This window comes from Capnocytophaga sp. oral taxon 412 str. F0487 (genome assembly GCF_000271925.1).
Classification (GTDB): Bacteria; Bacteroidota; Bacteroidia; order Flavobacteriales; family Flavobacteriaceae; genus Capnocytophaga; species Capnocytophaga ochracea.
This window is the reverse complement of sequence record NZ_AJZR01000006.1, coordinates 157195-177958: the sequence shown is the minus strand read 5'-3', so window position 1 is coordinate 177958 and position 20764 is coordinate 157195. Positions and strand designations below refer to the sequence as shown.

Here is a 20764-nt window from a genome sequence, read left to right as displayed (position 1 = left end):
AGAAAACTATTGCAGGAGGAGCAGAAAAAAGGACAATAAAAAGTATATTGAGTATCTATTTAATTACTTATTAATTGACTTTGGAAAACAAGGGGACATTCAACAACTCTTTTCATCAATTTGTTAAAGATAGTATCTTTACTTTGTGAACGATTGATCCTAAAACTGCATTCGGATAAATATCGGTCTATATTAAATTCTGACACCCAAGAATATATACCTCTTAACCAAGACTTTTTCCGATTTACAATGCAGAATATAAAGTACGTGAAATAAATGATGATTATCAATTAATTAAATAAATTTCTGAAACAAAAAAATGTAAAAACACAACCAAAATAAAGAAATTAAGGTGAAATAAAAGAAAAAACACTTTGTTTTTTTAGCTCTTAAAAATGTAGATCTTCTTTGTATAAAGATGCGTTACTAGTTGTAACCCTATTTTAAGATATGAAAAAAAAAAAAATCATTTATAGTCAATAACTATCACACTTTCTCTAAGTTTTCCAATCTTATCACTCTGCTGAGGGCTAGTTTTTAGATCTCTTGCTTTTCTTATTTCACGAACTTTAAATCCACAAGATTCCGCTATATCAGCAATAATGTAATCAACTGGTACTTCAACACCATAATAAGCAGAATTAGCTACATTGAAATATATAACTCCTCCTTTATGCATTTTTTTTGCAAATTCTGAGAATAATAACTGCATATCTTCAAAATAGGCACATATCATATTTATGATATCATGATTCCATGTATCTAACTCTTTATTAGACATCGCTAAAATACTGTTTCTAAGCCTTTCATTTTCTATCGGAAGTATTTTATCATAAGGTACTTGAACATGAGAACGTAATGTATGTTTACGCAATTCACGAAGCTCTTCGTAAGAGTTAATAAGCTGTAAAACTTTTAACTCTAACATATAGATATCCGTGTAATCTCTAGAATTGAGATATGGAGGTGATGTTATAATTAGGTCTACTTTTCCATCGGGTACTTGGTTTATATTTTTTCTAACATCGCCTAAATAGCATATTTTAGAATTATGTACAGATGAATTCTGATTGGATATAATTCTGATATCTTCTGCAAAAATTGAATTCAATTTGTCTAGAAAAAAATTATGAATCTCTTTTCTACTAAAAATTCTATTTCTCCATCCTTTCTTATATGACAAGCACTTACCATTACGAAACATATTACTTGCTTGAATGATGATTGAAGCCAATGCGATTATAAATAAATTCTTATAATCATCATTGTCAACTATCGTTCTAATGGCATGTCTTATATCAAGGATACTATCTATAGCAGGGTCGTGAAAATTCCATTTCTTACTCTGGTCTCTTTTTACAATTGTATTACCAAAAGGTAATGATTCTATTCTGCGTATATTCTTGTTTGTATGATATAGTTTCTTTGTTACAGCCTTAACGTAATGTTCAAAGGTATCCACATTATAGTTTCTACCTAATTTGACTATTGATAGGAGATGCATAAAAGGACTGACCTCAAAGGAATAGCACTTTATGCCGTGATTCTGCAATTCCACAGGAGTTGTCCCACTACCACAGAAAGGCTCTAATGCACAGGTTGGTACGAAAGGTAATTCTTCTAAGATGTCTTCAATAAATTCTTTAGAATATCCTTCCACAAAAGGGTACCAACGATGTACAAAAACATTTTTATTTTTGTCAAATTGCATAACAGAATGATATTTTTCTGTGCAATCTATGAATCTATATTCTTTGTGCATAGTTGTCAATTATTAATTGGGATGTTCGTTTATTACTCTAAAATCATCCAATTTAAAGAGTCTATGAAATACAGATCTATGTTCCTCTGGTATTTGCTCAATAGTCATACCTTCACCTGTGTCAGGCAGATCTTCGCCTCTGGCATCAAATACTGCCAAATATCCTAGTTTGAAATTTTTTTCTTCAGCCAATAATTCTATTATGTAGGCAATTGATTGCTTGAAAGCATCAGGGACAATACGAGGTTTAGCATCATATGTTGTTCCTTTTCCCTTACCTGATTGATGAACACTCATACCTACCCACTTAACTTCTATAAAATACAACCCCTCTCCTTCTTCGTCAATCATGGTAATATCTAATCTTTTCAAACTTTCTAACATAAACTCTTTCCCTATGAATATTTTTAACTTTTCTTTTAAAAACATGCGTAAGTCATCTCTGAAACAATCTTCCGGAGTATTTCTGAGCAACTGTTTATTGGCTTTGATAAACCTTTCTTCACTAAGTTCCGATTTTAAATCGGTTCTTAGAGATTTTAAATGACTTTTTTCTACAAAAAATTTAGAATAAGTATTTCTAAGTTTCAAGTGTTCTCTATACTCTTCAAGCACACTCTCCAATTCGGAAATAGGCTTTTTGCAATTGAATGAACGTAATGTGGAACTTTCGTAAAAAATAGAATCTCCACCATCACGACCATTGACAAAATAATTAATAATGTTTTCTGGCGATACTACAAATATAACGACACCTTCTTTCTTTGACATTTGTGTAAATATACGTCTTGTTTCGTTGTTATCATTGTGTTGTTCATTATTGACTTCTTTAATCTCAAGATTAGAATCAATGATGATATGACAATTCTGAATAAACAATGGCGCTTTAAATAACAATTCGATTGCATTGTCCGCATTATGTGTAAGATTCTGTAAGTCTTGTTCTGATATGACAATATATTTAAAGCTATTATTTGAGTATTTATCGCTCATTGCTATTATAAGCGATCGCATACGTTTAAAGTTATCAGTTGCTTCTAATCCATTTAATGCCGCATATACAATAGCATCCTTATTACGTCTTAATAAATTCCTAAAGTTTGAATCCTTACTGAATCTTCTTTCCATAATCTACTACTTTATGATTTTGCTAAAAACATACTCAAAATAAAGCTCTATATATTTTTCATCGCTGATAGCTGATGTGTCTTCAAGTGTCTGTTCAAAAGCTATCTTGAAATCTTTTAGAACTTTAAGAGTTTCACTATCAGGCGATAAAGTCTCTATTCCCTCAACATTGTTAGTCTGTAAAGCATTCTCAAAAGACGGGTCATTAATAATAAAACCAAACAATCGTTTTTCTCCATACTCACCCAACATATACATGACTGTTTTCAGCCATTTAAATTTTTCTGGATCAATAGGAATCTCTTTCTCGGTACCCAAAATCAATTCTCCCTCTTTTTCATGCAATTTTAAAGAGCTTTTCAAAAAAACTAAACTTCTTTCTATCAAATCAGAGTACGGACCGAAAGTTGTTACCGTAAAATGGTAATACGAGAATATATTTCCGCCTTCATGCTTAAATGAATAGAGGACTTGTACTAAATACAATATCCGTTGAAAAGATTGCTCTGATATCCCCCCCCAACCCATACTTTTAGCAATAGTTGAGATGGTTATTATATCTTCATTAGCTTTTATAAGTTCTTTTCCTAACATGATTTTAATCTTTTTTTAATATTCTGATAAATTAATTTTAACTGTTCATTAGTATTTTGTATGGTAGATTGTTTTGCTATCTCCAATAAACCAACAATCCCAAGATCAATGTCTTTCTGATTTAATAAATGTTCTATAAACAAACTATTATTCAGATTAGATGTTATGATTAATGAATTAGGTTTTTTTAGAAATTCAGCAAAAACACTTGCTGCGTTTCCTTCGTATGATATATCTAAGCTGCTATCAGGAGTCTCAACTATATAAAAAGAAGGAGTCTTATAGAAGAATGTAAGGATACTCATTCTGAAGGAATGATCTACAAAGAATCGTTGTGACTCTGACATTTCTTCTTCGTAAAATCGTACTTTCCCATCAATAATTGGATAAAAACGTTTATTGGAGTCTCCAACTTGTTTCATGTATGTCAGTTCACAAGGTACACCTAAAAACTTTCCCGCATATTGAGAAAAAATTGAAGAAAAAGCTTGAACATTTGCTGTTATGATATCTTCTATCTCATTTGAAATAGAGGTTACTATATCATACTGTTCGTCTCGTTGTTTTTGGTAGTATTCCTTTTGTTGTGTCAAAGAATTTACTTCATCTAAAAAAGGTTGAATAGAATTTTGACTATTATCAGACATAACATTTTCATATTCAAGTTCCCTGATGTTTTGCTGAATTTCCCTTTTTCTTGATTCAATATTAGAAAACTCTGAGTCTAAATTAATAATTTCTTGTTCAATATTTTGTATTTTTTGCTTTTTGCTATTAATAGACTGATACAAAGATTTTCTTTCTACACTTATTTCTTCAAACTGCTTTCTTAATATTATATCTGTGTCAGTGTTCGTACTAATTGGAGTACCACATACGAAACAGTTATTTTGTTCATTTGTGACTCTTTCAACTAATTCTCCATTTGGATGACTGCACATTGGGCATACGTGGTTCAGTTGAATATTTTTTATAAAAATATGATATAAAGGGTGAACAGTTTCCCATATATGGCTGTTTAGCTCCTCTTCTATTTGTGTTAGCTGCTTATCTTTATCGTTTACAGATAAACTGATTTTATTAATATCATTCTGTAATAGTGATATGTACTGACTCTTCGAAACACGTTCTTTTTGTATAGTTTCTAGTTTAGTATTCATTCTTGCAAGCTCTGCCTTCAAATCAATAAGAGTAAATGCTATGTTTTCCTTATTGGTAGAGTGGTCTGTTACTGGAGCTTCCTTCATTTTACTCAAGACCTTATTGATGGCTCTTATGTCTTCTGAAATATGGCGAGACAAACTATCAAAATATTTAGCTTTTCTGATGGCTTCTTGCCGTTTCTTATCAAGGTCTGGATCGTTAAAATATTTATTGAATAATTCACTTTGCACATCTGGGAAAAAGCCTTCATCATTCCAAAGAATTGTTTTATGGTCTTCTCCAAAAAAAAGAACTTCATTTACAAAAAATATTAAATCATCAAATTCCAAATTAGTGTTGGTTTTTATGATATTCTCATATTTATAAGGTAATGTATCTTTTTTTTCAATATCCGATAATTTCTCGTAATTAACCTGATCAATTAAGTTTCCTAATACTTCAATCCCATCTACTTTTAACTTGGTCAAGGTTATTGAAGATAAGTCTCTTGTCAATTCAACCCTGATATTGTTTATTTTCATACTAATTGATACAGTAGGAGAGGTATCCGTGCGAACGCTGTCATCCATACGACTGCTAAAATACTTTTGAGGAAACAACTGGCGCTTTTCTATAATATTTCCTTGGTAAGTACGGGTATATCCAAACGGTTTTTTGTATAAGCCTAGAATGGCAAATCTAATAATATTAACAAATGTTGTTTTCCCCATACCATTACCACCTAACACAAGGTTTGCGCCTTTGACAAACTCAAAGGTATAGTCTAAGCCATTAGGGTATAAAGTATAATTCTTAATGTTTATACTTAATAACTCTGGTAGATATATTTGTCTACTCATAATATTTTTAAGTTTAGTCATATTCAATATATTGGTAGTTTACATATACTATTATGGAAAGGCACATAAAATCCCCTAGGATACACACTGATATCATAAAAAATATGTTATTAGACTATACATATGATGTTATTATGTTAGTGTAAATACTCGTAATTTTTATTATTTTGCAATGATAAAGATGTTCTTATGATTTAAAGTAAAACAAAACAGAATATAGAACTTCACTTGTTTCTAAATTATTACTTGTTAAGATGCAAATTTTTGTGAGATATTCTTTTTCAAATCTGAGGTATAAGATTTTAGCCAAAGACTTCCCTTTCTTAGTTAATAAAAACTCTTTAAAACCTTCACAAAATTCAGTAGTAACATTTTTGAAGGGAATTACCTTTTCTTTATACTTTGTTATATTGTTTTAAAAACACTATTCCAATTCCCTTTACATTTCTTTTGTTTATCTGTAAGTTTTTAGAAATATTCTACAAAGATAATATTTAGTAGACAACGATTATTAAAGGCATAGTTCTATTTAAGATTTCCAAAACTCTTTATGCAGTTTTTGTAAATTTTAATTGTACAGTATTGGGCTATTTTTCACAATGTTTTTTTATACAAGAAATAATATTCATAATATTCTTATATGTTTAATTTTTCCTTGTTTCTTTAATATATCCTTTATGTATCTCTAAATATAAGATTATTTTTTCTACTTTTTTAGATGCTCCTTATCTTAGATGTATATTATAACAATTACTGCTTTTAGTTTTTTGTTTGCAAAGATAGTAAAAAATGTAAATACACAAAAATTAAATCAAAAAATAAGTGTTCCGCCCATTCCACCATCAAGTGCAATTTTTCAGATTACTTTCTGATAGAATAAATCTTTAGGTTTTTCAAAATCTAATACTTTTCTTGGTCTATTATTAATTTTATATTGATATTCTTTAATTTCTTTATCTGTAACATCTTTAAAATCAGTGTTTTTTGGTATGTATTGCCGTACAAGACCATTGGTGTGTTCACTAAGACCTTGCTCCCAAGAACTATAAGGATGAGCAAAGAAAAATTGTAGGTTCAATTTCTTTTCAACTCGCTTAAAATCAGAAAATTCATTACCATTGTCAGCAGTAATTGTCTTTATATAGTTTTTGTAAGGCAAGGTCATATCTATAAGTTCATCTGCTAATGATTTTGCTTTCTTTCCTTCTTTTAACTTTCTCATAAATAACATTTTAGTAGTCATTTCAACCAATGTAAGTATCGCTCCTTTATTTCCTGCTCCTACAATTAAATCTATTTCCCAGTGTCCAAACTCTGTTTTCTGACTTATAACCTCAGGACGTTCTTCAATAGACTTTTTATCTTCTACTTTCTTTTTACAAGTGTACAATGCTCTACTTCTATGCTTAAGCTGATGACGAGTGTGTTTGTATAGTTCGCCTCCGTTTTCTTTGTCTTGGTGAATGAAATTATAGATAGTTGTTTTTCCAACCATTGGTATTCTATTTTTTTACAATACCCTACAATTTGCTCAACAGACCACTGTTCTTCAGAGATATGCTTAATAACAAAAACTTTCATTTCTTTAGTAAATTTACGTTCTTTCCTAAAACGTTCTTTACGCTCTTCTGAGATTTCTTGAGCTACTTTTGGACTGTATTTTCCTGTCTTTGTTTTGTTTCTTGACAGCTCTCGACTGACGGTAGAGGGATTACACTCTGCATAAAGAGCAATATCTTTTTGTTTGATTCCGCTTGCTTTTAAAGCAGAAATTACCGACCTTTGCACCAAATTTAAATGCTTATATTCTTTCATTGTCATTTACAAAGAAAAGCATTTATTTTGAAAGAGAAAAGACTTTTATAGTTTTTTCTCTTTTTTTATTTCTCAGAGGGTTTTGACTCTAAGGGGCAACCCTCTGAAAAATAAAAGTTTTACTAAAATTTACTACTTAAAATTGCAATTATTAGTGGAACTTACACAGTCTCTTATATATTCCATCTCACAAAAAGAACAGACATAAAGTCTGTTGTTAATTAAAAACAGATACTACGTCAGATTGAAAATTTACAAATAAAAAAAGCAAACCTTTCGGCTTGCCTTTTGTTTAGGTATTTATTGACTACTCTAAAATCTTGCATTTATGGAGTACAACATCTCCTAATGTCATCCCTTTACAAGTTCCTACAATAGTGATTTTATCCTCTTTTGAAAGATTTGAGATTTCATTATTACTATCTTTTGAGAAGTAGAATCTCACATCTTTAATAAAAGTCCCTTTAAAAACAATAATAGGGTCATCTGAAAAACCACTTTTTATGATTCGTTCAATAGTTCCTGTAATAGCTACTTTCTTCCCTTTATACTTATTGTCAGCAGACACCTCATTGTCCTCATACTCACTACAAATTTCTTGTGGAGTAGTTTCTATATCTATATCAATATAGTAAGGACTATTAGGGTATTTTTCTTTTAGATAGCTATTGTATCTATCTTTTCTTAGTAAATAAGAATATTGATTTTCAGGAATATCCCAGCTTGAAATACCCTTTTGTCTTGCTTCATAAATAGCATCTAACAGTTTCTTATTTTCAGTGTTAGGGTCTAACATTACGAATATTGGTGTCAAGTCGTAAGGGGCTATTTTTTTATCAGTAACACCATTTTTATCGGCTACAATTCCTCCTTCACCATAGTAACCATATTGCTTTTGGTATCTATCCATAACCTCAACCAATTCTCTTGTTAAACCTCCTTCTCCTTCTAATACGAATACATTCAATACAAAGTCTCTACTATCGGGAATAGCTTGCATTTTATCATCTATATCCATACTAAGATTGGATGATTTTCCTTCATTATACTGATTTGAAAGTAATTGAGATACTGCGTGCAAGACTAATAAATAATCTTTAGAAACAGTTTTCTTATCTACTAATTCTTTATATATACTGTTCTTTTTCAGATTAGTAATAGTGGTATCTCTATTTTTCTTAGTAACATCAGAAAGAGCTGAAATATCCTTTTCTGATTGTGATAGATATTTCTCATAAGGTGTTTTAGAAATATCTGATTCTGAAGATGAACCACTACCTATATTATTCATATCAGGTGCAGTAGCTCCTATGATAGCTAATAAGGCTACGTATGAAACATACCTAACAGGTTTCTTTTGCCAAAAGCTGAATTTTTCTTTCAGTTTGTCGGAAATAGCAGGCAAAATAACCAAACCAAGAACAATTGAGCTTAAACCAGCTCCAACTGAACCTTCTGCAAAAGCTGCAAAACTACAGAGTAAAATCAATACTCCTAAAACATACTTAAATGTTTTCATAAGCTAAAAAACAATTTTTCTAATGCTTCCCAGCCCCTAAAAGCGGTTAGTAATATAAAATAAAAAAGCGTGGGACTGTATAACCTTATTCATTTATCGGGTATCGCCAAACACCCACACCTAAAATAAGTACAGCCCACGCCGAAGCGTGAGCGTTTTTACTTATTATTCAGTAGGTGTACAAAATTGGCGATTTTGATAAATCTGAATAATAGCTAAACGCTAATATGTCTTTATGTTAAAAAATAATTTTTCTGTTATATATACTTCTCTTTTAAAATGATGGGACAAAAGTAGTATTATTTTGTGATATTACAAAATTTTTAACAGTTGTATTTCTATCTATCTTTTTAGAGACCACCCAATTAGTATATAAAATTGGACTCTAATTCAATAAATTTATTTCTTACTATATCTATGAAACAAAAAAATATGTAGCTTTGCAAAAATATTAAATCGTAAAAGCAAGATGAAACTTAAAGAAAAAGATGTAAAGAAAATCTGGGGTCATTCAGGAGGAATATGCGCAAAATGTAAAACAGAGCTTTTTAAAAACGATGAAATTATAGGAGAACAGGCTCATTGTATAGCAAGAAAAGATAAAAACCTTGAGAGCTTTAAAGATATTCCTATTGAAGAAAAGGATAGATATGAAAATATTTTACTCCTTTGTGCTTCTTGCCACGAAGAGACTGAGAATTGGAGTTCAGAAGAATTATTAAAGTTGAAATATGAACACGAAGAATATGTAAGAGATACTTTAAGAGGAATATTCCATCCATACGAAATAGGTAAAGGGAAGTTTTTTAACCGTCCTTTTATAACTTATACAAAATATGAATTTCCTTACAATGTCTCACGTAGTAAAAAAATAATTCGTTATTTTTTTGTTTTCTCTTGCATTCTTTGTACTATTGTTTATTATACTTCTCCCATATTCTATTTTTTTCTATCTCTATTAGCTTGTATAGGGCTCATTATTTGTCTATTTGTAATGCATTTAAAAAAGCCTATGTATCTAAGATATATAGGAAAATGTACTTTTTCAGGATGTGGTGGAGATGTACATATTAAAGAGTCTCCTGTAAAAATCCGCAATATAAGTAAGTTCATAGGAGTATGTGATAAAGACCATCTTCATACTTTTACTGTATCAGAAAACAAAACAAGAGGTGATTATCACGATTTTTCTAAATATTACTAAATAGTTTTGTGTAAATAAATTGGGTGAAAATACCTTTACAGACCCCCACTAATAGCCATATACCATTTAATTCCTCCTCTATAAGTCTTTACCCAATTTGCATATACTAAACTATCTGCATAGTCAGGGCTTCTACCTAAGAGCTTTTTAATAGCTTCTTTGCTGATAACCTTCACTTTCTTATCTGAATAGATTTCATACTGAATAGACTGCAATTCTAACTTTAGAGTTTCATCAGTGAGGTTACCTATTTGTCCGTTCATCATATCTCTTCGCAATTCATAGTACATTTGTGAGCGCAAATTAAAAGGTAAAAAGGCTTCTTCATATTGGCTTTCTTCAGGCTTTGAACCGCCCTGTAATTCAATCACATCATAGCCTGCTGACTTTAAATTATCAACTACACCAGCACCCACTCCCACGCTATCTATTCCTACATAATTAGGGTCTATATTGTAGTCGTGAATAAGCTGTACGGTTCGTGTTACTATCTCTGTTATAGAAGTCTGTTCATAGCTCTCTATTAGCTCAATATTACCGTTTTTAAGAATTGTAAAGACGGTTTTATCATCTCCGTACCTTGCCACATCAATCCCCATAGAAGTAACTTCTAAACCATTTTCTATTCGTTCAGCACTACTTATGATTACTTCACTTGAAATAAGCTGATTAATCATATCTAAAGCACTCCAATCAGCATAAAGATACTTCCTTAAAAAATTAGGATTATCTTTAAAGGCTTCCTTTAAAGTGATAACATACTCACTGTTTTCATCATAGTTATCTGTAGTTAAACTTTGGATATATACCTCATCAGGATTGGTAGATTGAATGAAAGTAGAAATAAGCCAACAAGGTTCAGGATTGCTGGTCAATCGCCCTTCATAGCGAGGTTTTTGCTTGTTGGGCAGCACCCAACGCAAACGAGTTTTGAGCATATTATACACCTCAACTGATACTTCATTAGCTTCATCAATACCAAACCAACCTATCTCTAAACCTTTTATCTTTTGAAGCATTGGGTCTTTGGCTATATTGGCATCAAGAAACAACAACTTTGAATCATTGATAAAGGTTACTTCTAAACTCGTTTGATTAAAGCTCCTAATAATTTCCTTTGGGCAGATAGAAAAGAAGGTAACCAATGTAGTCCTACGGAGAACAGAGAGTTCCTTTCTCACAAGTACTAATCGGTTACCTTTGAATTTCATTGCATTTTTGATAGCCTCTGCACAAAGAAAATAGCTTTTTCCACCACCTAAAGCCCCTCCAAAGAGCATATACTTAGCTCTACATTTATGAGCAATTAGTTGCTTAGGTTTAGGCTGATAATAAAGTGAAAAGTCTATTCTCATAACGATTAATTTTAATCAGGTATATTACAGATAAACTCTATATTACCTGAATGTTCTACTTCTATTTTAAATAGCCCTTGTAGGGTAGTTAATTCTTTATTCACTGACAAGGCGGTTTTGTAGTCCTTTTTCTCTATGCTCAATCTGTATAACTCTTCATATCTTCTAACTGCTTTAGCATAATCATAAGCTACTTGCTTCTTTACTGATTGCTCTATGAGAGTTCTTGCCTTGCTGATGTAGGTATCTATTTGCCTGTCAGACACCTTCCAAAGATTTGAAGTATTTTGAAGTATCAAATCTCTGTTATACCCTAAAATCAGCATACTAACCACTTCTTTAATTCTTTGATTTACAATGTGTTTACTTGACTTATTCATTCTTAACCTCCTTCTTTGTCAGTTCTTCTATAGTATGTTTGCAATTACTTTCAACCTTGCTATTAATCTCTTTTACTAAAGGATGAATTTCAGTATTTTTAGGATTTTTAAAAGCACTTGTAATAATTTTCTTACACCTGCTTTTGTCCATAGGATTCTTAAATTTTCTTTCTCTGCTCCATTCCTCAATTTTTGTATAAGCCTCTCCTTCTGTCTGGAAATGAAGTTCTATGCCTTTATTCATCAGAAGACTTTTGAATACTGTTGGTGTTATATATTTAGCATTTACCTCAGCTGAAATAATATGTTGCTTTTTGATTTTTTGATAATACTTGAAAAATGTATCTACTAAAAGCAAATAGACTGAAGGTTGATACAAATGCTCTACTTTTATCTCCTTTATTTTAAATACATTAGATAAGTTTTTTAGAACTCTAAGCTCTATCCTTAATATCTCCTGATTAATTACAAAGTTTCTTTTCTCTTTAATTTCTTTAGTCTTATTGTAAAAGGCGATAACTTTATTCTTAGTTTCAAAACGTACACCATCATCTTGCTCAAATCTTTTAAAATGAGGTAAATCTGTAAAAAGAGTATTACTATATTGACTTACAGGATTATTAGTTTCTACATTCAAAGCTAAGTCTACTCTATATAACCTCGCTGAATGAAGATTGATAGCTAATGAATTACCTAATTTTTCAATAGCTTTATACAAATCATCATACTGAAGTATAGAAGTATACCCCTTATAGTAATTGGAGATACTTCCTGAGAGATACATACCATAATCCCTATGATATTTTATATAAAAGTTCTTATAGTAACCTTCTTCCCAAAACTTAAACTTACCGTTTCTTATAATAGTAAGCCCTAAGTTTTGGGAATTAAAGTTAGCTATCGATTCAGCATTAGCAAAAATCCCAATAGTATCTATAGTAAAACCTAACATAACAAATATTGTATAAAAGTTAGACTTATTATATAGGACTATTTTGTTTAAGTTTAATAAAAGCTCTTTCTACTTCATCTCGCTTGTAATACACTCGCCCTTGAATACCATAGGAAGTTAGGGCTCCTCTATTTGTCCAATTGTTGAGAGTTGTTAGATTAATATCTAACATTTTTGCTACCTGTTTTCGTGTAAGGTACTGAGTTGGGGTTTTACATAGAATTTCCTCTTTTAACTGATTAAACTCTTGCTTTACACTTTCTTTTAATAAACTTTTTAGTTCATTAGTTGTAAGTTCTGTAATCTGAATTGTGTTCATAAAATATCTTTTAAAATTTTATGGTGCAAAGGAAGATAAAAAGAATACCCCCTCACTGCCTCGTGGGTAGTAAGGGGGTATAAAAATTAACTATTTTTAAGACTATTCGTCCTTATTTTTTATCCAATTCTCTACAGAATCTCGTAGCTCATCAATAAAAGGCGTAAGATTATTTGCACGCTTTCTAATAGTTTTTTTTCTTTCTGTATAGTCTATGTCTGTATCAAAAAATACTTTAAACCTTTCATAGATTTCTTTTTTGGATAAACTTGGCGGTAACACTCCTACTTCTATAAGACCTTCTATCAATTCTGTTAGTTGTAAATCATTACCTTTCCATTTTAAAATATTTTGAGATATTATGTTCTCAGAAGATTTTTTCTGCTTATTTACTATTCTTTGGAAAACTATTAATTTATGTAATTCAAAAGGATAAGGTAATTCATTTAGGCTAAAGACATTTTTTTCTTTTCTTGAAGAATAAAAGTATTTACTATATTCATCAGGTAGATTATTAGTTCCTTTTCCTCTGATTAGGTCTTCTAATTCTTTCTCTGTAATAATTTCTCTATGATAATTGATATATGTTCCAATGTCATTAGAAATTTTATCTAACAAAGAAGAAGATTTATCTCCATTAGTAAATTCATTTAGTATCTTCAGCATATCTGATTCACCTAAAGTTCTTTTTACAATATAATCACAAACATCATAAATTTCCATAACTTTATTTTCTTCCATAAGTCTGATTCTATTTAAATGTTATTTTTTCAATAATTTGCAAGCATAGGTTTATTCACTTGCTCTAATTCCTCTAATTCCTCTAATTTATTCGCTATTTGTGTTAGATAATCCATCTCTGTTTTACCTATGTAAGCAAGAAATGTACTTTCTTTTGTATGTCCTGTCATTTTCATAATGAAGACGGTTTCTAATTTGCCATACAAATTTGTAGCAAATGACCGTCTACACGTGTGCGAGCCTATTAACTGCCATTTTTCAAACACGCCCTTAACTGTCCTTTTTACCCCCTTACTGGTGTAGCTACCATTATCATCTTGTTCTATAATATAACCCTTGTCGTCTACCATACACACTTTAGAATGCTCAATAAGTTCGTTAATACCTGCCAATTTGCATACCTGCTTTATATACTGGTCAAATTTCTGTACCGATATTTTGTAAGGTAGTCCGTTATTCCTAATAGTGTTTATTTCCTGCAATTCTCCAACAATTGGAATGCGTGCTATTTTGCCTGTCTTTTGTTGCTTAATTTCTACATATTCCCTCCCATTAATGTTATGTACAAAATTATCCTCCGTGATACCTAACAAGTCGCCTCCTCGTTGCCCCGTCAAGCAGCCCAAAAGTAACCATTTGCGGGCATTATCTAAACTTTTATTTTTAATCATACAAGTACGAATCTTTTGTAAATCAAAAAAATTAAGATATACAGGCGTTTCCTTATCAGGTGTTCCTTTACCTATCTTTGCCAACTGAGGATGAGTTTCTATTCCCAATGTTTGTGCCTCATTACATACTGCCTTGAGATTATCTATAATTTTAAGAGCATAACTATCTTTATACCCTTTTTCTTTTATTAACCAACTCAGAAAATCTTTCTCAAAGGAGGTGTCTATATCTTTTGCTTTATAGTATTTTCGCCTCTTCTTCTCATAGGCTTTAAAAATATTTTTCAAAGTATGGTATGCCTTCACACGACTAACAGAAAGTCCTAATTTTCCCTTTCCATTTCTTCTTGCAGGAGCACTTTCTATGATATAATCAATCAGGTCTTGTATTAAATCACTTTGCCTTGTTTCTGTATCTGTTATTCGTTTAAAATGCAAATCTATTTTTGTCTGTAACCAATCAGAATTAATAACCTCTCCTTTTTCATCTACAGAGTTTAGGCTGTTCTCAATAAACACTCTTAATTTGTTTAATTGGACGCTGAGGTTTTTGTTATCAGGAGTCGTTTGTTTAGGTTCTTTCTTTTTACTACTCCATTGATTGGGATTAATGTTTAATCCCGTTTTTTTTACGAAGTCTTTTCCCCTTCCTGTACTCAAACGCACATAAATAGAAGTAGGATTGCTATCACCTTTTATTAAGAATGTAATTGTTGGCATAATCGTATTTTTAAAACAACACTGCAAAAGTATGAATAAAAAATATTCTTTCCCAACATTTTCCCAACATTTTTTATATTATATACCATCTTATACCCTCTCATTACACTTTCAGAGAGCTCCTATTTTCAATGTAAAAAAATGATTTATAGATAATTGTATTTGATTTTAAGAGATATACATTTTTAAGAGAAACAATAGTTTACAGTCCCGCTCCGAGTACAATCTTCAATCACTACTTACGAAGAGAGGTAGTGATTTTTTGCTTTTATGTAACCTTTAAAAATATTTTGAGTATGGAAACAGCTGTAACCTTTGCTACCTCTGATGTAGATAAATTAAATTCAATAAAAGATTTTATAAAGTCTTTAAATGTCTCTATCATTCAAGAAGAGGACATACCTCAGCCTATTGAAATGACGCCAAGATTAATGAAATACTTGGAAGAGTTGGAAGCTGATAACACTCCTTTTGACCAATGTGAAGATTCGTATGTAATGGTTAATAGACTTGCTTCTAAATATGGACTTACCTTACAAAATTAGTAATACAGTACGAGCTGAGTCTGAGCTTGAGAGTGCAATCAACTATTACCAAGAAGTTGCTGATGATACAGTAGCTGAGAACTTTATCAATGAGTTTGTAAAAATCTTGGATTTTATAAAGCACTTCCCTTTTCAGCAAATATACAAAGATAATTTAAGAGGTGTTTCTATGAAGAAATACCCTTACATTGTATTCTATGTAGTAGATGATATAGAAAAAGAAATTATCATTAAAGGAGTGTTCAATACATACCAAGATGTTAGCAAATACCCTGAATAAGAAATAAGAAAGACTATCTAATTTTTGTTTAGGTAGTCTTAGTTATGAGTGCAATCTTCAATCACTACTTACGAAGAGAGGTAGTCATTTTTTTGTTATTATATACTTTTTAAATATTAATTTAATGAAGTAATTATCCTTCACTTTTATTGTTTTTATCATTAAAAAGCGTACCTTTGCCTGCACAATAAAATAACAAGATGATGAATACAGGTTTTTTCAAGGGGTATCAAGAGGCAGAGTTATACTTCTACGAATGGAATTACAAGCCTCAACAAAAAACACTTATTGTAATACATCGCGGTCACGAGTACGGTGAGCGCTTACAGGAATTTGCTACGCACCCGTTGTTTGTGTCCTATAATATTTTTGCTTTTGATATGAGAGGGCACGGGCATACTAAAGCTTCAGTATCGCCTGCTTTTATGGATTCAGTACGAGATTTAGATGCTTTTGCTAAGTTTTTGCAACAAGAATACGACGTGCAAGAAGAGGATATTTTTGTAGTAGCCAACAGCATAGGAGGGGTGATTGTATCGGCTTGGGTACACGATTTTGCTCCACGTATTGCTGGAATGGCTCTTTTTGCTCCCGCTTTTGAAATCAATTTAATAGTTCCCTTAGCCAAGCAAGCTATAGAATTAGCACTAAAAGTGAAACCTAATCTTGTTGTAAAGAGCTATGTTAAGTCTAAAATGCTCACTCGTGACCCTGAACAGCAACGCGCCTATGATACAGATAGGTTTATCACGCGATCTATCAACGGGAAACTGCTTATAGATTTAGCTAATGCAGGTAAGCGATTGGTGGAAGATGCCGCTGCTATTACTATTCCCACACTACTGCTTTCAGCTGAAAAAGACTTTGTGGTGATTAACAAGCAGCAGAAACAATTCTATGTAAACTTATCTTCTGAAATAAAAGAATTTGTTACCTTAGAAGGGTTCCACCACGGCATTTTGTTTGAGCAAGGCAGAGAAGAGGTATATAAATTACTTGAACAGTTTATCAGTAGAGCTTTTGAAACACCTCTTGTATCACCTTCTTTGAAACCCGATACTTTTACTCAAAAAGAGTACGAAATAATGCAATACGAGCTTATCCCCAATAAAGAAAAGTACTATTATCGATTTCAGAAATGGGCACTGAGTAAGTTAGGACACCTCAGTGGCGGAATGGCGATAGGACTGGAATATGGATTTGATTCAGGAGCTTCAATGGATTACGTTTACAAGAATATTCCTCAAGGGAAATGGGGTATAGGTAAACTGATGGACAAAAGTTATCTCAATGCCATTGGGTGGCGAGGCGTACGTATACGCAAAGCACACTTATTGGAGCAAGTAGATAAAGCGATACAAGCTTTGCAAGCCGAAGGGAAGAAAGTAAAGATACTTGATATTGCTGGAGGAGTAGGTAATTATTTGTTTGACATCAAAGAAAAGCACCCAGAGGTAGAGATTGTCATCAATGAGTTTTTACCATCTAATATAGAAAAAGGGGAGCAAACCGTCAGAGAAAGAGGCTTTCAAGATATACGATTCACTAACTACAATTGTTTTAAAGCCGATAACTACACAAGTTTAGACTATAGCCCTAATATCACTATCATATCTGGTATTTTTGAACTTTTTGGTGATAATAAATTAGCTAATGAGGCGGTAAAGGGAGTTGTGTCGATTTCAGAAAACGGTTTTTTGATTTATACAGGACAGCCGTGGCACCCACAACTCAAAACGATAGCCTTTGTACTAAAAAGTCATCAAGAGAAAGATTGGGTGATGCGTCGCCGTAGTCAGCGAGAGTTAGACGGGATATTTTCTCTTAATGGAGTGCAAAAGCAGGATATGCTGATAGATGATTTTGGAATCTTTACAGTTTCATTAGGGAAGATAGAAAAATAGGACTTTTCAGTATATCAAATAAATAGCCCTTGTTGTAAAATATTTTATTCTATTTATTTGGTAGTTTCTGTAAAAGGTAGTAGTTTTGCGCTCTGAAATTAAAAATCGGGATGTGGCGCAGTTGGTAGCGTACACGTATGGGGTGCGTGTGGTCGCTGGTTCGAGTCCAGTCATCCCGACTTTTTCTTTTTATACAATAGCTATTTGAAATGAATAAGGTATATCTTCCTTTGTTATTATATCTCTATTTTACCCTTCTTTAGCGTCTATTTCTTGAATGTATATCTACGGATATTTATGGTGGAGAACAATATGGATTGTTTTAAATTCAGCATAAAAGTTACGATACCATTTATAAACTGATGATTATTATATAGAAAATATATGAAACTTTCAAACTTTAATTTTGAACTTCCTAAAGAGCTATTAGCTGAGTATCCCAGTGAGAACCGCGACGAAGCACGCTTAATGGTAATACATCGTAAAACAGGAGAAATCGAACACCGACTATTTAAAGATGTAATCGACTATTTTGACGATGGAGATGTGTTTGTACTGAACAATACTAAAGTATTTCCTGCTCGCTTGTATGGGAATAAAGAAAAAACAAAGGCAAAGATAGAAGTATTTTTGTTGCGTGAACTCAGTGCTGAACAACGTTTGTGGGACGTACTTGTAGACCCTGCTCGCAAGATACGTATAGGCAATAAACTCTATTTTGGCAAAAATGCTGAATTGGTAGCCGAGGTAATAGACAATACTACCTCTCGTGGTCGCACCCTTCGTTTCCTATACGATGGTACTTATGAAGAGTTTCGCCAACATCTTACAGAATTAGGGCAAACACCTCTGCCTAAATACATCTCTCGTCCGGTAGAACCTGAAGATGAAGAACGCTACCAAACTATCTATGCTAAATACGAAGGCGCTGTAGCTGCACCTACTGCGGGGTTGCACTTCTCTAAACACTTGATGAAGCGTTTGGAAATAAAAGGTATTACCTTTTCCGAAGTAACTTTGCACGTGGGGTTAGGAACTTTCAATCCTGTAGAGGTAGAAGACCTTTCTAAGCACAAAATGGATAGTGAAGAGATACATATTCCTGAAAGTCAAACAAAAATCATTAATGCAGCTAAGGTGAATAAAAAACGTGTATGTGCGGTAGGAACTACCGTAATGCGCGTGTTGGAAAGCTCAGTTTCATCTGATGGTTTTCTAAATCCATTTGACGGTTGGACAAATAAGTTTATTTTTCCTCCATATGATTTTAGTATAGCCAATGCAATGATTACCAACTTTCACACTCCTAAATCTACCTTGTTAATGATGGTCTCAGCTTTTGCTGGGCACGACCTCATTATGCGTGCTTATAAAGAAGCCGTAGAGCAGAAATATAAATTCTATTCTTACGGCGATGCGATGCTTATTCTATAAGAAGAGTTATATATAAAGAAGATGACGGTAGAGAAAACTCCTTGCCGTCATTTTTTATTTCTGAATAGTTATAGAGAGGAATTTTATTTTGTTCATAGTTAATCGGTAAGATTTTGTAACGCTTACTTATTTCCTAATTTAAAGAGCCAGTGTGGCTCGCACTATTTTCCTGCAAACGCTTTTACATCATCTTCTGAGATTTCTTTGCCTCCTAAGATAATGAGTCGCTCTACTACATTACGCAGTTCGCGAATATTACCCGTCCAATCTTGTTTTTGAAGAAGCTCTATTGCTTTTTTGCTAAATTTCTTTGGACTAATACCTTGTTCCTCGGCTATTTTTGCTGAAAAATAATCAATAAGTAGAGGGATATCGTCTCTGCGTTCGTTAAGTGACGGTACTCTGATGAGAATTACTGCCAAACGGTGGTACAAATCCTCACGGAAACGACCTTCGGCTATTTCTTTTTTTAAATCTTTATTGGTTGCCGCTATTACACGTACATCTACATTGATGTCCTTATCACTTCCCACGCGGGTAATCTTGTTCTCCTGCAAGGCACGCAACACTTTGGCTTGGGCAGAGAGACTCATATCGCCTATCTCATCCAAGAAAATAGTACCATTGTTAGCAGCCTCAAACTTACCTGCACGGTCTTTTACCGCCGAAGTAAACGCCCCTTTGATATGTCCGAAGAGTTCACTTTCTATCAGTTCAGAAGGAATAGCGGCACAGTTTACCTCTACCATCGGAGCTTCACTGCGCTCGCTTTGGTAATGAATAGCGTGAGCTACCAACTCTTTACCTGTACCATTAGAGCCCGTGATGAGCACACGCGCTTCGGTAGGAGCCACCTTTTCTATCATCTGACGGATTTGTTGCAAAGGTGCACTTTCTCCTATCATCTCATAGCTCTTGCTCACCTTCTTTTTGAGATGTTTATTCTCTACCACTAATTTCTTCTTGTCGAGAGCATTGCGCACGGTGTTGAGCAAGCGGTTCAAATCGGGTGGTTTTGAGATATAGTCGTAAGCCCCTAAGCGCATTGCGTTTACTGCTGTCTCGAGGTCGCCGTGACCTGATATCATCACAAAGGGGATTTCGGGTTTGAGTTTCTTGACCTCAGCGAGTACTTCCATACCGTCCATCTTAGGCATTTTGATGTCGCATAGCACTAAGTCGTAGTCCTCTTTTTTGAGTTTCTCAACGCCTTCTACACCATCAGCTGCTTCTTCTACTTCGTACTCTTTGCTTTCTTCTACCAATATTTTGGTAAGTACACGGCGAATTGCCGATTCGTCTTCTATGATGAGTATTTTTGCCATAAATTCAATCTTTCCATTTGCCAATTTGAATAATCTGCTAATTACTCCGCAAAGGTAGTAAAAAAATAAAAAACTCTTGACATTCTGCCAAGAGTTTTTGACGTGTGTTTATG

The 20764-nt window shown here is 32.6% G+C and carries 20 protein-coding genes, 1 tRNA gene and 1 pseudogene; 6 read left to right on the top strand and 16 right to left on the bottom strand.

The features are described from left to right. Positions 1-59 precede the first annotated feature (59 nt). From HMPREF1321_RS12080 to HMPREF1321_RS11205, 9 genes and pseudogenes are all read right to left on the bottom strand, one after another. A pseudogene (locus tag HMPREF1321_RS12080) lies at positions 60-239 on the bottom strand (IS1595 family transposase); the annotation flags it as partial. Positions 240-466: 227 nt separating this feature from the next. Then, positions 467-1762, bottom strand: a complete 1296-nt coding sequence (locus HMPREF1321_RS01405; protein WP_009420976.1) for a methyltransferase — start codon at positions 1760-1762, stop codon at positions 467-469. Between the two features lie 12 nt (positions 1763-1774). After that, positions 1775-2890: a hypothetical protein gene (locus tag HMPREF1321_RS01400; RefSeq protein WP_009420982.1), complete on the bottom strand. Its 1116-nt coding sequence runs from the start codon at positions 2888-2890 to the stop codon at positions 1775-1777. Positions 2891-2896: 6 nt separating this feature from the next. After that, positions 2897-3484: a hypothetical protein gene (locus tag HMPREF1321_RS01395; RefSeq protein ID WP_009420914.1), complete on the bottom strand. Its 588-nt coding sequence runs from the start codon at positions 3482-3484 to the stop codon at positions 2897-2899. Beyond that, positions 3478-5508 carry an AAA family ATPase gene (locus HMPREF1321_RS01390; protein ID WP_157461759.1) on the bottom strand — a complete coding sequence of 677 codons (2031 nt, stop codon included), beginning with the start codon at positions 5506-5508 and terminating at the stop codon, positions 3478-3480. Before HMPREF1321_RS01390 ends, HMPREF1321_RS01395 begins: the two co-directional genes overlap by 7 nt. A gap of 166 nt (positions 5509-5674) precedes the next feature. Further along, entirely contained in the window at positions 5675-5872 is a 198-nt protein-coding gene (locus HMPREF1321_RS12430) for a hypothetical protein (protein WP_374189177.1), read from the bottom strand. 471 nt (positions 5873-6343) lie between these two features. Then, a complete protein-coding gene (locus HMPREF1321_RS12075; protein ID WP_232205413.1) occupies positions 6344-6952 on the bottom strand; it encodes an IS30 family transposase in 609 nt (202 codons plus the stop codon). Then, a complete protein-coding gene (locus HMPREF1321_RS12070; RefSeq protein WP_009420985.1) occupies positions 6853-7302 on the bottom strand; it encodes a helix-turn-helix domain-containing protein in 450 nt (149 codons plus the stop codon). The genes HMPREF1321_RS12075 and HMPREF1321_RS12070 overlap by 100 nt, the downstream gene beginning before the upstream one ends. A 307-nt stretch (positions 7303-7609) precedes the next feature. Next, on the bottom strand, positions 7610-8821 hold the full coding sequence (locus HMPREF1321_RS11205; RefSeq protein WP_009420950.1) for an OB-fold protein: 1212 nt from the start codon (positions 8819-8821) through the stop codon (positions 7610-7612). Positions 8822-9290: 469 nt separating this feature from the next. Between HMPREF1321_RS11205 and HMPREF1321_RS01370 the strand changes: the two genes are divergently transcribed. Further along, positions 9291-10025: a hypothetical protein gene (locus tag HMPREF1321_RS01370; protein WP_009420931.1), complete on the top strand. Its 735-nt coding sequence runs from the start codon at positions 9291-9293 to the stop codon at positions 10023-10025. Between the two features lie 35 nt (positions 10026-10060). On the opposite strand, the gene HMPREF1321_RS01365 is transcribed toward HMPREF1321_RS01370, so the two are convergent. From HMPREF1321_RS01365 to HMPREF1321_RS01340, 6 genes are all read right to left on the bottom strand, one after another. After that, positions 10061-11380 (bottom strand): phage terminase large subunit, encoded by a 1320-nt coding sequence (locus tag HMPREF1321_RS01365; RefSeq protein WP_009421041.1) that lies wholly within the window; start codon positions 11378-11380, stop codon positions 10061-10063. An 11-nt stretch (positions 11381-11391) separates the two neighbouring features. Further along, complete coding sequence (locus tag HMPREF1321_RS01360; protein WP_232205409.1) at positions 11392-11760, bottom strand: hypothetical protein; 369 nt, start codon at positions 11758-11760, stop codon at positions 11392-11394. Continuing rightward, the gene (locus HMPREF1321_RS01355; protein WP_009420987.1) at positions 11753-12712 is read right to left on the bottom strand and encodes a hypothetical protein; all 960 of its coding nucleotides are present in this window, start codon (positions 12710-12712) and stop codon (positions 11753-11755) included. Before HMPREF1321_RS01355 ends, HMPREF1321_RS01360 begins: the two co-directional genes overlap by 8 nt. Before the next feature lie 28 nt (positions 12713-12740). Further along, on the bottom strand, positions 12741-13031 hold the full coding sequence (locus HMPREF1321_RS01350; RefSeq protein WP_009420938.1) for a helix-turn-helix domain-containing protein: 291 nt from the start codon (positions 13029-13031) through the stop codon (positions 12741-12743). A gap of 102 nt (positions 13032-13133) precedes the next feature. Beyond that, a complete protein-coding gene (locus HMPREF1321_RS01345) occupies positions 13134-13772 on the bottom strand; it encodes an RteC domain-containing protein (protein ID WP_034575418.1) in 639 nt (212 codons plus the stop codon). A 29-nt stretch (positions 13773-13801) separates the two neighbouring features. Further along, positions 13802-15190 carry a phage integrase SAM-like domain-containing protein gene (locus HMPREF1321_RS01340; RefSeq protein ID WP_232205407.1) on the bottom strand — a complete coding sequence of 463 codons (1389 nt, stop codon included), beginning with the start codon at positions 15188-15190 and terminating at the stop codon, positions 13802-13804. A 269-nt stretch (positions 15191-15459) separates the two neighbouring features. On the opposite strand from HMPREF1321_RS01340, the gene HMPREF1321_RS01335 reads away from it, so the two are divergent. From HMPREF1321_RS01335 to queA, 5 genes are all read left to right on the top strand, one after another. After that, positions 15460-15708 (top strand): hypothetical protein, encoded by a 249-nt coding sequence (locus tag HMPREF1321_RS01335; RefSeq protein ID WP_009410662.1) that lies wholly within the window; start codon positions 15460-15462, stop codon positions 15706-15708. After that, on the top strand, positions 15686-15988 hold the full coding sequence (locus HMPREF1321_RS01330; RefSeq protein ID WP_009420944.1) for a type II toxin-antitoxin system RelE/ParE family toxin: 303 nt from the start codon (positions 15686-15688) through the stop codon (positions 15986-15988). Before HMPREF1321_RS01335 ends, HMPREF1321_RS01330 begins: the two co-directional genes overlap by 23 nt. Before the next feature lie 203 nt (positions 15989-16191). Continuing rightward, a complete protein-coding gene (locus HMPREF1321_RS01325) occupies positions 16192-17892 on the top strand; it encodes a bifunctional alpha/beta hydrolase/class I SAM-dependent methyltransferase (RefSeq protein WP_034575408.1) in 1701 nt (566 codons plus the stop codon). Positions 17893-17998: 106 nt separating this feature from the next. After that, positions 17999-18071: transfer RNA gene (locus tag HMPREF1321_RS01320), tRNA-Pro, on the top strand. 205 nt (positions 18072-18276) lie between these two features. Continuing rightward, on the top strand, positions 18277-19326 hold the full coding sequence (queA, locus tag HMPREF1321_RS01315; protein ID WP_009421022.1) for a tRNA preQ1(34) S-adenosylmethionine ribosyltransferase-isomerase QueA: 1050 nt from the start codon (positions 18277-18279) through the stop codon (positions 19324-19326). 161 nt (positions 19327-19487) lie between these two features. On the opposite strand, the gene HMPREF1321_RS01310 is transcribed toward queA, so the two are convergent. Further along, the gene (locus HMPREF1321_RS01310; RefSeq protein ID WP_002676357.1) at positions 19488-20651 is read right to left on the bottom strand and encodes a sigma-54-dependent transcriptional regulator; all 1164 of its coding nucleotides are present in this window, start codon (positions 20649-20651) and stop codon (positions 19488-19490) included. Positions 20652-20764 lie beyond the last annotated feature (113 nt).

Excerpts from the sequence above, each read along its gene's own strand:
- HMPREF1321_RS01365 (WP_009421041.1), bottom strand. The coding sequence starts at position 11,380 with ATGAGAATAGACTTTTCACTTTATTATCAGCCTAAACCTAAGCAACTA.
- HMPREF1321_RS01335 (WP_009410662.1), top strand. The coding sequence starts at position 15,460 with ATGGAAACAGCTGTAACCTTTGCTACCTCTGATGTAGATAAATTAAAT.
- HMPREF1321_RS01355 (WP_009420987.1), bottom strand. The coding sequence starts at position 12,712 with ATGTTAGGTTTTACTATAGATACTATTGGGATTTTTGCTAATGCTGAA.
- HMPREF1321_RS01330 (WP_009420944.1), top strand. The coding sequence starts at position 15,686 with ATGGACTTACCTTACAAAATTAGTAATACAGTACGAGCTGAGTCTGAG.
- HMPREF1321_RS01400 (WP_009420982.1), bottom strand. The coding sequence starts at position 2,890 with ATGGAAAGAAGATTCAGTAAGGATTCAAACTTTAGGAATTTATTAAGA.
- HMPREF1321_RS01395 (WP_009420914.1), bottom strand. The coding sequence starts at position 3,484 with ATGTTAGGAAAAGAACTTATAAAAGCTAATGAAGATATAATAACCATC.
- HMPREF1321_RS01350 (WP_009420938.1), bottom strand. The coding sequence starts at position 13,031 with ATGAACACAATTCAGATTACAGAACTTACAACTAATGAACTAAAAAGT.
- HMPREF1321_RS01345 (WP_034575418.1), bottom strand. The coding sequence starts at position 13,772 with ATGGAAGAAAATAAAGTTATGGAAATTTATGATGTTTGTGATTATATT.
- HMPREF1321_RS01325 (WP_034575408.1), top strand. The coding sequence starts at position 16,192 with ATGAATACAGGTTTTTTCAAGGGGTATCAAGAGGCAGAGTTATACTTC.
- HMPREF1321_RS01360 (WP_232205409.1), bottom strand. The coding sequence starts at position 11,760 with ATGAATAAGTCAAGTAAACACATTGTAAATCAAAGAATTAAAGAAGTG.
- HMPREF1321_RS11205 (WP_009420950.1), bottom strand. The coding sequence starts at position 8,821 with ATGAAAACATTTAAGTATGTTTTAGGAGTATTGATTTTACTCTGTAGT.
- HMPREF1321_RS01390 (WP_157461759.1), bottom strand. The coding sequence starts at position 5,508 with ATGACTAAACTTAAAAATATTATGAGTAGACAAATATATCTACCAGAG.
- HMPREF1321_RS01370 (WP_009420931.1), top strand. The coding sequence starts at position 9,291 with ATGAAACTTAAAGAAAAAGATGTAAAGAAAATCTGGGGTCATTCAGGA.
- HMPREF1321_RS01405 (WP_009420976.1), bottom strand. The coding sequence starts at position 1,762 with ATGCACAAAGAATATAGATTCATAGATTGCACAGAAAAATATCATTCT.
- queA (WP_009421022.1), top strand. The coding sequence starts at position 18,277 with ATGAAACTTTCAAACTTTAATTTTGAACTTCCTAAAGAGCTATTAGCT.
- HMPREF1321_RS01310 (WP_002676357.1), bottom strand. The coding sequence starts at position 20,651 with ATGGCAAAAATACTCATCATAGAAGACGAATCGGCAATTCGCCGTGTA.
- HMPREF1321_RS12070 (WP_009420985.1), bottom strand. The coding sequence starts at position 7,302 with ATGAAAGAATATAAGCATTTAAATTTGGTGCAAAGGTCGGTAATTTCT.